The sequence below is a fragment of the Paraburkholderia sp. MPAMCS5 genome (assembly GCF_036016995.1).
GTDB lineage: Bacteria > Pseudomonadota > Gammaproteobacteria > Burkholderiales > Burkholderiaceae > Paraburkholderia.
In genome coordinates this window covers 39,135-51,056 of the sequence record NZ_JAYXBK010000026.1, presented here as the reverse complement: position 1 = coordinate 51,056, position 11,922 = coordinate 39,135, and the positions used below count along the sequence as shown (strand labels likewise).

Below are 11,922 nucleotides of genomic sequence, written 5' to 3'. Positions count from 1 at the left end.
CGACGACGGCGGCGAGCGGCTCGTGATCAACGCGCAGAACTGCGTGCACTGCAAGACCTGCGACATCAAGGACCCGACGCAGAACATCGTGTGGGTGACGCCGGAAGGCGGCGGTGGCCCGAACTACCCGAACATGTGACGCCGCGATGAACCCATGCGAACCCAGGCCGCGCTCAGTTCGCCGAAGCCGAGCGCCTCATGTTGGATTTCCAGACCCAATGCGTCGCGTTGTCGATCATGCCGTGAAAGATGCCAAGGACTTCGTCCATCGAAATGCTGGCGGCCACCCTGTGCTCGATCCACAAGCCATGAACCAGCGCCATGGCCTGAATCGCGTGGATGCGCGCCATCGCGGGGTCGCATCCGGCCTGCTTCAGATCGAACAGAAAGTTGGAACGCAGTCGCCGCGAGAACGCCGCGCACAGGCGCTGCACTTCTGCCTCATGCGCGGACGAACTCCACATATGCGGCCACACGTTCGCGGCGCCCGGACTCATGACCTCGTGATTGAAACACATGTCCGCCGTGAACTTCATCCGCTCGACAGGATCGGCAATGCCGCGGCGTCCCGCTGTGAGTTGTTCGCGCATCCGGCGGATCAGATACATGAACGTCTTGTACACGAGATTGCTCTTGTTCTCGAAGTGATGATGCACGAGCCCGACCGAAACGCCCGCATAGTCGCTGACCTTGCGGATGGTGAGATTTTCGAGCCCGACTTCGCCGACCACGGCCAGCGTGGCTTCGAGCAGTCGTGCGCGCATCCCTTCATATTGCGAACTGTCGTCCTTACGGGAATCGGCCGTTGCGACTTCTGGCGCCGTGTGCATTGAAAGATCCTGATAGTTATCGACAAACCTGGTATAGCCAAACCATCTTACCTTGGCGACGAATTGCTGAGCACTCGTTCAATTCTATGCGACCAGAGACGCAATCGTTGTTGAACAAATGTTCAGTGAATATCCTGGTGATTTTTCTGCGACCGCTGAAATTTTGCCATTTGTCGTAAGCAAAAAGCAATAAATACGCGATGAAATTATTTTTGATCCGTATTTTGCTTCGCTATAGTAGGGAAAACGTTGAATGAGTTGAACGGATGTTCAGTGTACGATTCTTTTGCGCGCGGTAGTCATGCCTTGATGGGTTGATCGTCGGTTCAGCGTGAAGAGTCGCAAACAGCCGGTTCATTGCAGTGCGAAAGTGCCGAATCGGTCCTGCAAGGTTTCATCGGCGGCACGAAATCCGTGCAGTGGAAAAAACAACGATCAGGATGGCTAATGAAAGCGGCGTTGCACCGCAAACGCAAAAAACGCGGCACGCAACGCATGCGGGAACCCCTGGCTCGGCGGTCAGCGAGCTTTTCTTGAGGAACGGTGATGTCGACGATTGTCTCTTTCAAAAACGTCCAGAAGACCTACGACGGCGAAACGCTGGTCGTGAAGAATCTGAATCTGGATATCCGCGAAGGCGAATTTCTCACGATGCTCGGCCCGTCGGGTTCGGGAAAAACCACTTGTCTGATGATGCTCGCGGGTTTCGAAACGGCCACGCACGGCGAGATCCTGCTGCAAGGGCGTCCGATCAACCGCATTCCGCCCGAGCGCCGCAACATCGGCATGGTGTTTCAGAGCTACGCGCTCTTTCCGCACAAGTCGGTTGCCGAGAATCTGGCTTTTCCGCTGAAGGTCCGCAAGGTCGGCAAGCCGGACATCGAGCAGCGGGTGCAGCGCGCGCTCAAGATGGTGAACATGGAGAAGTTCGCGCATCGGATGCCCGGCCAGCTTTCCGGCGGCCAGCAGCAGCGTGTTGCCGTGGCGCGCGCGCTGGTGTTCGAGCCCGCTCTCGTGCTGATGGACGAACCGCTCGGCGCGCTCGACAAGCAACTGCGCGAGCAGATGCAATACGAGATCAAGCAGATTCACGCCCAAAGCGGTCTGACGGTCGTGTACGTGACGCACGATCAAAGCGAGGCGATGACCATGTCCGACCGCATCGCCGTGTTCAACAACGGCATCATCCAGCAGCTCGCCACGCCGTCGAGGCTGTACGAGCAGCCGGAGAACGCGTTCGTCGCGCGCTTTATCGGCGAGAGCAATGAACTCAAGGGCGTTATCGCCGACGTCGGCGGCGAGCGATGCACCGTCAGGCTCAACGGCGGCCACACGATCCACGCGTCCACCGGTGCGGCAATTCGCGCGGCGGACAGCGCATGCGTGTCGCTGCGCCCGGAGCGCGTGGCCATCGGCGAAAACGCCAGGTCCTGCGACAACGTCTTCAGCGGCGGCGTGAAAGACCTCATCTACTACGGCGACCACCTGCGGCTCGTGATGCAGATCTGCGGCAAGGATGACTTCATCGTGAAACTGCCGAACGACGGCGCGGCCCGCCGCCTGCGTGTCGGCGACTCGGTGCATATCGGCTGGATGGCCGACGCGTGCCGCGCGTTGCAATAGCCATCCGGCTTCATCGGACGAGGCGGCGCTTGATCGCAAGCGGCCTGCCAGTCGAGCCTGCCCGTCAGGCTGTCCCGGTCTTCGATGTCGATACAGAAGACCTCGCGTCAACCCGAAAAGGCGGTTTCCCTGCCGTACTGAAAATGATCCTTCCCACTGACATGACTGTGCCCGCGAGCGACGTCCCCGCGACGCTCGCGGACGACGCGAGGAGCCTCAAGGCGAGACTGCGCCGCGCGGAACGCAAGGAACGCGCGAAGGCCTTGATGCTGGTCTTTCCGCTGCTGGCCTTCCTGCTGGTCACGTTTCTCGTGCCGATTGGCAGCCTGTTGCTGAAGAGCTTTCGCGATCCGGCCATCTCCGACGAACTGCCGCATGCAGCCGCGCTGCTGCGCAACTGGGAGCCGGCTTCGGGCAAAGTGCCGGGCGACGCCGTCTATACCGCTTTCGGCAACGACCTGCTGGCGGCCAAAGACAACGACGGCGTGAGCCGCGTGGCCTCGCGTCTGAATTACGACGAAGCCGGCCTGCGCAGCCTCATCATGAAAACGTCGCGCCATCTGGGCGACGACGCGTCGGGCTCGTGGCATGGCCGTCTGAGCGCGATCGATTCGCGCTGGGACGACCCCGCCATCTGGACCACGCTGAAGTACGCGTCGTATCCGTGGACATTCGATCACTACCTGAAAGCCTTCGACTTCAAACGCGATGAAAAGGGTGCGGTCGTGCGCCAGGGCGAGAGCCAGCGGCTCTACGTCGACGTATTCGTGCGCACGGCGTGGGTCAGCGTGCTCGTCAGCTTCCTGTGTCTGCTGTTCGGCTATCCGGTCGCTTACTTTCTGGCCAACATCCCGGCGCGCTACAGCAATCTCTTCATGATCATGGTGCTGTTGCCGTTCTGGACGTCGATTCTCGTGCGGACAACGGCATGGGTCGTGGTGCTTCAGACTCATGGGGTCGTGAACGATCTGCTCGTGTCACTCGGGATCGACCGCATGGCGCTGGTCTACAACCGGTTCGGCGTGCTGGTCTCGATGACGCACATCCTGTTGCCGTATGCGATCCTGTCGCTCTACAGCGTGATGAAGGGCGTGCCGACCGTCTTCGTGAAAGCAGCGCGCTCGCTGGGCGCGGGCCCGATCCGCTCGTTCTTTCAGGCGTATTTCCCGCAGACGCTTCCGGGCGTCGGCGCGGCCGGCATGCTGACTTTCATTCTTGCCGTGGGCTACTACATCACGCCCGCCATCGTTGGCGGTCCTGACGATCAGCTGGCGAGCTACTACATCGCCAACCACGTGAACACCACGCTCAACTGGGGTCTGGCGAGCGCGCTGGCCTCGGTGCTTCTGGTCGGCGTGCTGCTCATCTACGGCATTTTCGTGCGCATCACCGGCGGTGCCGGCGTGAAACTGGGGTAACGCACATGTTCAATTTTCCTGCCTACGCAACCATCTGGGGCCGAGTCGGGCGCGTGTCCTACGTGGCGCTGTCGCTCGCGGTGCTGGTGTTTCTGGTGTTGCCGATCCTCGTGGTCATGCCGCTGTCGTTCAACTCGCAGCCGTATTTCACCTATCCGTTGCCCGGCTTCAGCCTGCGCTGGTATCAGGAGTTCTTCGACAGCGCCGACTGGATGCTCGCGCTGAAGAACACTGTCATCACGGGCGTGGTGTCCACGGCGATCGCTACCGTGCTGGGCGTGAGCGCCTCGCTCGGCCTGACGAGCAGCCGCATTCGCGGCAAGCAGATCATCACCGGCATCCTGATTTCGCCGATGATCGTGCCGCTCATCATCACCGCGGTCGGCGTCTATTTCGCGTTCAGCCCGCTCGGCATCACCAACAGTCTGCTCGGCCTGATTCTCGCGCACGCGGCGCTCGGCGCGCCGTTCGTGGTCGTGACCGTGACGGCGACGCTCGCGGGTTTCAACGAGACCTTGAGCCGCGCGGGCCGAAGCCTCGGCGCGTCGCCGCTGCGCGTGTTCATGCAGGTGAAGCTGCCGATCATCGCACCCGGCGTCGTGTCCGGCGCGCTGTTCGCGTTCGCCACCTCGTTCGACGAGATTGTCGTCGCACTGTTTCTCACAGGTCCGGACCAGCGCACGGTGCCCCGGCAGATGTGGGCCGGCATTCGCGAGCAACTGAGCCCGACCATTCTCGCCGTTGCCTGTCTGCTGGTGGTCATCTCGACGCTGTTGCTGATCACGCTCGAATTGCTGCGCCGTCGTACCGAGCGGCTGCGCGGAATCAATCATGTTGCCTGAGATCGACGTCACTTCCTCTACGCCTTCAACCGCTCAATCCATCATGCTGTCCAAAATTCAGGAAATGCAGGAGCAAACCACCGACTTGCCGGTGCTTCGTCAGCGCATTCGCGAGGCATCCGGTTTGCCGGAAGACGTCGTCGTGCGCGAGTTGATCAAGGACGCGTATCTCGACCCGGACACGCTCGCGCGCGTGCAGGCGCTGGCATCGCGGCTCGCTCAGGGCGTGCGCGACACGCGTATCAATGCGGGCGGCGTGGACCTGCTCACGCAGGAGTTTTCGCTCGACAGCCGCGAAGGCATCGCGCTGATGTGTCTGGCCGAGGCGATGCTGCGCATCCCCGACACGCCGACGCGCAATCAGCTGATTCGCGACAAGATCGTCGACGCCGACTGGCGCGCGCATCTCGGCAAATCGCCTTCGCTGTTCGTCAACGCGACCGCGTGGGGTTTGCTCGTGACCGGCAAGCTGCTCAGGCAGCCCGACGAAAAGTCCCTGTCCGAGGCGCTGACGAGCGTGGTTCGCAAAGGCGGCGAAGCGGTCGTGCGCTCGGGCGTGGCGTACGCGATGCGCCTGCTCGGCAAGCAGTTCGTCACGGGACAAACCATCGAGGAAGCGATCCGTCTCGCCAAGACGCGCGAGGGACAAGGCTATCGGTTCTCGTACGACATGCTCGGCGAGGCGGCGCTCACGGAAGAAGACGCCGAAGCCTATTTCCAATCGTATCGCCATGCGATCGAAGCGATCGGCAAGGACGCGTCGCAACGTGGCGCGATCGACGGCCCCGGCGTGTCGGTGAAGATTTCGGGCCTGCACCCGCGCTACGAACTCGCGCAACGCGAGCGCGTGATCGAGGAGTTGTACCCGCGCCTTTTGAGCCTCGCGCAACTGGCGAAGCAGTACGGCATCGGCTTCCACCTCGATCAGGAAGAGTCGGCGCGCTTCGATCTGACGCTCGAAATGCTCGAACGGCTGGCCTCTGAACCGAGCCTCGCGGACTGGAACGGCATCGGCATTTCGTTGCAGTCGTATCAGAAGCGCGGACGCTTCGTCGCGCACTGGCTGATTGTGCTGGCACGCGCGACGGGCCGCCGCTTGAACGTGCGGCTCGTCAAGGGCGCGTATTGGGACACCGAAATCAAGCTCGCGCAGGACGCGGGCAGCGACGGCTATCCGGTGTTCACGCGCAAGGTGCATTCGGATGTCAGCTACATCGCCTGCGCGAAGATCCTGATCGCCGCGCCGGACGCGATCTTCCCGCAGTTCGCGACGCACAACGCCTTCACGATCGCGGCCGTGCACACGCTGGCGGGCAACGGCGACTACGAGTTCCAGTGTCTGCACGGGATGGGCGAAAGCGTGTACGACCAGATCGTCGGCGCGGGCAAGCTCGGCCGCGCGTGCCGCGTGTACGCGCCGGTCGGCCCGCATGCGACGCTGCTCGCCTACCTCGTGCGCCGTCTGCTGGAAAACGGCGCGAACTCGTCGTTCGTCAATCAGGTCGTCGATCCAGACGTGAGCATCGCCGACATCGTCGCGAATCCGCTCGACAAGGCGGCCCGCACGCAAGGGCGCATGCACGAAGGCATTCCGAGCCCGCGCAACGTGCTGCCGGGGCGGCTGAACGCGGTGTCGATGGACCTCGCCACCTCGGCGGAATTCGCGAAGGCGATCGCGGACATCAAGGCGTCGCGCACAAACGTGCGCTCGATTGTCGGCGGCGAGCCGGTGGCGGGCCCGGATGCGGCGAAGCTCGTCTACAGCGCGGCGGATTCGACGGATGTGATCGGCAGCGTCGAAGCCTGCGGACCCGCCACGCTCGACGATGCGCTCACACGCGCGGCAATCGGCGCGCCGCAATGGGCGGCCACCCACGCGGCGTCGCGGGCCGACACGCTGGACGCGGTGGCCGATCGTTTCGAGCTGCACGGTCAGATGCTCGCCGCGCTGCTCGTCAAGGAAAGCGGCGCGACGATGAGCGAAGCGGCTGAGGAAGTGCGCAGCGCGGTCAATCTGTGGCGCCTTTACGCCTACCAGTTGCGCAATGAGCGCTGGCTGCGCACGAGCCAGCCGCTCGGTGTGGCGGCTTGCATCACAGCCGCTTTCAATCCGCTGATGACGCTGGTCGGGCAGATCGCGCCCGCGCTGGCATCCGGCAACGCGGTCGTCGCCAAACCGGCGCTGTGCGGATCGATCGTGGCCGCCGAGGCGCTGCAGATCGTTCTGCGCGCGGGCGTGCCCGCTGGCGCCGCGCAACTATTGCTGGGCAGCGGCGAGAACGTGGGCCGCGCGCTCGTGACCGACCGCCGCGTGGCAGCCGTGCTGTTCGCCGGCGACGCGGGCGTCGCGGCGGCGATCGCCGCCCAGAGCGCCGCCCAGAGCGCCGCCCAGACCGCGACTCGTGCGCGCTCGCCCAAGCTGCTGTTCACGCTGCGCAGCGCCAACGCGATGATCGTCGATAGCTCCGCGTTGCCCGAGCAGGTGATTTTCGACGCGACGGTGTCCGCGTTCCGTTCGGCGGGACAAGCGGCGATGTCGCTGCGCATTCTGTGCCTGCAGGATTCCACGGCGGAGAAGACGCTGAAAATGCTCAAGGGCATTCTGAGCGAGCGGACCACGGGCAATCCGCTCGACGTCTCGACCGACATCGGACCGGTTTGCACGGCCGAGGCGAAAGAAGAAGCGCAAGCCTACCTTGAGCGCATGCAACGCGCGGGCTTCGCGGTCACGCGTGGCCGCCCCGTCAGCAGCGACAGGAACGGCCATTACGTGCGTCCCGCGATCGTCGATCTCGGCAGGACGGAGAACATCGCGTCGATCGCAGCGCAGGTGAGCGGCCCGATTCTGCACGTGGTGCGCTACCGCACCGGCCAGCTGGACGCGCTGATCCAGCAGCTCAACCGCATCGGCTGCGGCGTGATCGGACTGCACACGCGGATCAACGAGGCAGCGGGCAAGGTGCTGTCGCGCACCAGCGCGAGCAGCGTCTGCGTGAACCGCGCGATGCATTCGACTTTCGTCGGCATGCAGCCGTCCGCGGGCGTCGGTCCGGCCGGCTCCGGGCCGATGATGGCGGGTCCGCTCACACTGTCCGCGCTGACCCGGAACGGCGGCCGCGAGCCGCGCGCCCTGGACGGACCGTTTGCGCGGCCGAGCGCTCTGGAGAGCAAGTTCTACGAGTTTCCGGTGGAGTCGTCGGCGGACCGGTTCAGCGCGCGCGGCGAGGTGCTGACGGCGGAAAAGGCGCGGCGCAAACAGGCGGTGGACGAACTCTTCGCGCTCATGGGCGCAGGTATGCGCGAGCGTGTGAATGATGCCGGCGTGCGTGACGCGCTGCTCCGCCTGATCGCGTCGTCCGATCCGGTCAGCTTGCCGGCCCTGGCGGGCGAGGAAAACACGCTGGAGTTCCTGCCGCGCGGCATCGTGCTGTGCGCCGCGCACGAAGCCGACGAAAACATCTTTCAGGCGATGCTCGCCAGCGCCTTCGGCAACACGGTCATGCTGGCGCCCGGCGCCGCGGCGCAAAGCGTCAGGCGAGTGCTGGGCGAGCGTTGCATCGTCGCGGACACGGCGGATCTGGGCGGCCTGATCGAAGGCCGGCTGCCGCATGGCCGTCCCGACGTGGTTCTGGTGCCGGCAAGCGCAACCGCCGCGCCTGCCGTGTCAGGTTTCGCAGCCGCGTGCGCGAAACAGCGTGTTCCGATGCTTCAGACCCACATCGCCGATGGATGCGATTTCGCGAGTCTCGTGCGCGAGCGGATCACGACCGTCAATGCAAGCGCGGCGGGCGGCAATACGCAACTCATGGTGTTGAGCGAAGGGGAACTGTGACTTGCGCAATGCCCGCTCACGTGAAGTCCGCGTGAAGTCCGGGCGGTGGTCCGAAAGTCGCGGCAAGGAAGTGAAGGTCGTAGCAGCAGAGAAGGTTTTTCAACCGGCACATCATGGCGATACCGCGCCATCCGACGACGAGGAAGAGAGAGTATGAAACTGCACATGAAATTGACCGCGCGGGTTGCCGCTCTGGTGGCGATCGGTATGGTGAGCACCTCCGCTTTCGCGGGGGACATCGTGTTTGCGACCTGGGGCGGTTCCTATCAGGATTCGCAAGTCGAAGTGGCGGCAAAACCGTTTTCCGCGCAATCAGGAACCAACGTCAAGACCGATACCTACAACGGCGGCATCGCGCAGATCCGCAGTCAGGTGCAAACGAAGAACGTCACGTGGGACGTCGTCGATATGCAACTGGCCGACGCCACCCGCGCCTGCGACGAAGGTCTGCTGGAGAAGATCGATCCGGCAGCGCTGCCGCCAGGCGCAAAAGGCGGTGCCGCGGCGAAGTCCGACTTTCTGTCGGGCGGCATCTCCGACTGCATGATCGGCAACGTCGGCTGGTCGACGATGATCACGTACAACAAGGACGCCTTCAAGAGCGGCGAGCCGACGAAGATCGCCGACTTCTTCGACATCAAGCGCTTTCCGGGCAAGCGCGGTTTGAGGAAATCGCCGGAAGGCGCGCTCGAATGGGCCTTGCTCGCCGACGGCGTCAAACCGGGCGACATCTACAAGGTGCTGGCCACGCCGGACGGCGTCAATCGTGCGTTCAAGAAGCTCGACACCATCAAGTCGTCGATCGTCTGGTGGGAAGCCGGCGCGCAACCGCCGCAACTGCTCGCCGATCGCGAAGTCTCGATGACGAGCGCCTACCCGAATCGCGTCTGGGTGGCCGTGGTTCAGAACCATAAGCCGTTCGGCTTCCTGTGGGATGGCGAGGTGATGAACGTCGAAGGGCTCGCGATCGTCAAGGGCACGAAGAACCCGAAGGCCGCGCAGGACTTCGTCAAGTATTCGACGACCTCGGAGTCGCTCGCCAAACTGGCCAGCGCGACGGCGCTCGGACCGATGCGCAAATCGTCGATCTCGATGGTCGATCCGAAAGTCACGCCGTTCCTGCCGACCAACCCCGCGAACCAGAAGAACGCAGTGGCGATGGACATCAATTTCTGGGCTGATCATTCTGACGACCTGAACCAGAAATTCGCCGTCTGGCTGGGCACGAAGTAACACCGCGCACGAACCCGGCGCGGCGCGGCATAAGCGGTTTGCACCGCGATGCGCCGTGCCGTGCCGGACATCAAGGCCTTCATTGTTTCAGGTGACGATACAACCATGACTTTCAAACGGACTTTTCACGCTGTCGAAACGCATTCGGGCGAGCCGATGCGGGTCATCACCGGCGGCGTGCCGCATATTCCCGGCAACACCGTCTACGAGCAGATGAAGTGGCTCGAAGCGAACGACGATCAGATCCGCATGCTGATGCTGCGCGAGCCGCGAGGTTATCCGCCGTTGTGCTGCAACCTGATCGTTCCCGCGAAACATCCGGATGCGGCGGCGGGCTACATCATCATGGAGCAGGTCGAGTATCCGGTGATGAGCGGCGGCAACACGATTTCCGTCGTGACCGCGCTGCTGGAAACCGGCATGCTGCCCATGCAGGAACCCGTGACCGAATTCCAGCTGGAGGCGCCCGCCGGGCTGATCGGCATTCGCGCCGAATGCGAGAACGGCAAGGTCAGGCAGGTGACGTTCAGGAACGTGCCGGCGTTCGCCGCGCATCTCGAACAGGTGATCGACGTGCCGCATCTCGGCAAGGTCACCGTCGATGTAGGTTGGGGCGGCATGTTCTACGTGATCGCCGACGTGCGCCAGTTCAAGGGACTCGAACTGATTCCGGCGCACGGCAAGGAGATCACGCGCGTGTCGGCGCTCATTCTGAAGGCGGCGCAGGAACAGTTGCCGGTCGCGCATCCGCACTATCCGGGCTACGGCATCACGGTCGCCCAGCTTTCTGGTCCGACCAACAATCCCCATGCCGACCGGAAAAACGCGGTCACCGTGGCGAGCGGCGCAATCGACTTCGACAATCCGGCAACGTGGACCGGCGCGCTTGATCGCTGCCCGTGCGGCACCGGCACGTCGGCGAGAATGGCGACGCTGCACGCGAAGGGCGAACTCGATATCAACCAGCCGTTCCGCCACGAAGGCATTCTGGGAACGACCTATACCGGACGCCTCGTCGAACGGGCCGCGATTGGCGACATTCAGGCGGTGGTGCCGACGATTTCCGGGCGCTCGTGGATTTACGGCTTCAACACCTATGTGCTGGACCCGGACGATCCTTTCCCCAACGGCTACACGATGGGCGACATCTGGGCCTGAACGGAGCGCGACGATGCGATACGAAACCGAAGACGCGCGACGCATTGCGTACGACGCGATCAAGGCGGTGGGCGCGAGCGATGACGTCGCCCACGCTCTCGCGCAGGCGGTGATCTCAGCCGAGCTGGCAGGAAGCAGGGCGGTCGGCTTCGCTCATCTTCCGGATTACCTGGACGGCTTTGTCAAAGGACGCATTGCAACGCATGCCGAGCCCGTCATCCGGTCCAGCGTGCCGGCGGCGATTTCGGTGGACGCGAAGCAGGGCATTGCGCAACTCGCCTTCGATCGCGTCGCCGACGATCTGCTAAGGCGCGCGACGGATTATGGCGTCGCCGTGCTCTCGATTGCGCATAGCTTCACGGTCGGCGAGCTGGGGTATTACACGCGGCGCTGCGCGGAGCGCGATCTCGTGGCGTTCGCGACCTGCAATGCCACGGCGCAAATGACCACGCTCGAATCGGGCCGCGCGGTGTATGGCACCAATCCGCTTTCGTTCGCCGCGCCGCTGGCGCAAGGCCGCCCGCTCGTGATCGACCAGGCGTCGAGCGCGACCGCGTTCGTCAATCTGCGCAAGGCGGCGGAGCAAGGCGAATCCATCCCGCCGGGCTGGGCGGTCGATCAGAACGGACAGCCCACCACGGACGCAAGGGAAGCCGTAAAAGGTCTGCTGCTTGCTTTCGGCGGCGCGCGCGGCGCGAATCTCGCCATGATGATGGAGATACTCGCGGCGGGAATGACGGGCAGCAACTGGTCGCTGGACGCGCCTCACTACGCGTCGGGCAGCGAGAGTCCCGGCGTCGGTCTCTTTCTCGTCGTGTTCAGGCCGCAGGCGCTGGTGGAAGGATTCGCCGAGCGTCTTTCGGCGCAGCTCGGCCGGCTGGCGCGCGCGGGCGTGCGCATTCCCGGCAGCCACATCAACGTGCATGAGGTGGATGTTCCCGACGACGTGATGAACCGCGTGCGCGCTTATATCAGTTGATGACGGG

The 11,922-nt window shown here is 63.6% G+C and carries 9 protein-coding genes; 8 read left to right on the top strand and 1 reads right to left on the bottom strand.

All coding sequences use genetic code 11. The features are described 5' to 3' along the window. A partial coding sequence (locus VOM14_RS30510) for a 4Fe-4S dicluster domain-containing protein (RefSeq protein ID WP_327632439.1) occupies positions 1 to 139 on the top strand: 139 nt, incomplete at its 5' end. A gap of 34 nt (positions 140 to 173) precedes the next feature. On the opposite strand, the gene betI is transcribed toward VOM14_RS30510, so the two are convergent. Beyond that, positions 174 to 830 (bottom strand): transcriptional regulator BetI, encoded by a 657-nt coding sequence (betI, locus tag VOM14_RS30505; protein ID WP_327632438.1) that lies wholly within the window; start codon positions 828 to 830, stop codon positions 174 to 176. 546 nt (positions 831 to 1,376) lie between these two features. Between betI and VOM14_RS30500 the strand changes: the two genes are divergently transcribed. The 7 genes from VOM14_RS30500 to VOM14_RS30470 all read left to right on the top strand — a co-directional run bounded on the left by VOM14_RS30500 (position 1,377) and on the right by VOM14_RS30470 (position 11,915). Continuing rightward, entirely contained in the window at positions 1,377 to 2,453 is a 1,077-nt protein-coding gene (locus VOM14_RS30500; protein ID WP_327632437.1) for an ABC transporter ATP-binding protein, read from the top strand. 143 nt (positions 2,454 to 2,596) lie between these two features. Further along, the gene (locus VOM14_RS30495) at positions 2,597 to 3,871 is read left to right on the top strand and encodes an ABC transporter permease (protein ID WP_327632436.1); all 1,275 of its coding nucleotides are present in this window, start codon (positions 2,597 to 2,599) and stop codon (positions 3,869 to 3,871) included. Positions 3,872 to 3,876: 5 nt separating this feature from the next. After that, positions 3,877 to 4,713, top strand: coding sequence for an ABC transporter permease (locus tag VOM14_RS30490; protein WP_327632435.1), 837 nt, complete (start codon positions 3,877 to 3,879; stop codon positions 4,711 to 4,713). After that, positions 4,703 to 8,545: a bifunctional proline dehydrogenase/L-glutamate gamma-semialdehyde dehydrogenase PutA gene (putA, locus tag VOM14_RS30485; RefSeq protein ID WP_327632434.1), complete on the top strand. Its 3,843-nt coding sequence runs from the start codon at positions 4,703 to 4,705 to the stop codon at positions 8,543 to 8,545. Before VOM14_RS30490 ends, putA begins: the two co-directional genes overlap by 11 nt. A 165-nt stretch (positions 8,546 to 8,710) precedes the next feature. Then, entirely contained in the window at positions 8,711 to 9,778 is a 1,068-nt protein-coding gene (locus tag VOM14_RS30480; protein WP_327632433.1) for a polyamine ABC transporter substrate-binding protein, read from the top strand. Positions 9,779 to 9,883: 105 nt separating this feature from the next. Further along, positions 9,884 to 10,936, top strand: a complete 1,053-nt coding sequence (locus VOM14_RS30475) for a proline racemase family protein (RefSeq protein ID WP_327632432.1) — start codon at positions 9,884 to 9,886, stop codon at positions 10,934 to 10,936. Between the two features lie 13 nt (positions 10,937 to 10,949). Continuing rightward, positions 10,950 to 11,915 (top strand): Ldh family oxidoreductase, encoded by a 966-nt coding sequence (locus VOM14_RS30470; protein ID WP_327632431.1) that lies wholly within the window; start codon positions 10,950 to 10,952, stop codon positions 11,913 to 11,915. The last annotated feature ends 7 nt before the right edge of the window (positions 11,916 to 11,922 follow it).

Bases quoted from the DNA above. Each gene is read 5' to 3' on its own strand.
- betI (WP_327632438.1), bottom strand. From the start codon at position 830: ATGCACACGGCGCCAGAAGTCGCAACGGCCGATTCCCGTAAGGACGAC.
- VOM14_RS30500 (WP_327632437.1), top strand. From the start codon at position 1,377: ATGTCGACGATTGTCTCTTTCAAAAACGTCCAGAAGACCTACGACGGC.
- VOM14_RS30495 (WP_327632436.1), top strand. From the start codon at position 2,597: ATGATCCTTCCCACTGACATGACTGTGCCCGCGAGCGACGTCCCCGCG.
- VOM14_RS30490 (WP_327632435.1), top strand. From the start codon at position 3,877: ATGTTCAATTTTCCTGCCTACGCAACCATCTGGGGCCGAGTCGGGCGC.
- putA (WP_327632434.1), top strand. From the start codon at position 4,703: ATGTTGCCTGAGATCGACGTCACTTCCTCTACGCCTTCAACCGCTCAA.
- VOM14_RS30480 (WP_327632433.1), top strand. From the start codon at position 8,711: ATGAAATTGACCGCGCGGGTTGCCGCTCTGGTGGCGATCGGTATGGTG.
- VOM14_RS30475 (WP_327632432.1), top strand. From the start codon at position 9,884: ATGACTTTCAAACGGACTTTTCACGCTGTCGAAACGCATTCGGGCGAG.
- VOM14_RS30470 (WP_327632431.1), top strand. From the start codon at position 10,950: ATGCGATACGAAACCGAAGACGCGCGACGCATTGCGTACGACGCGATC.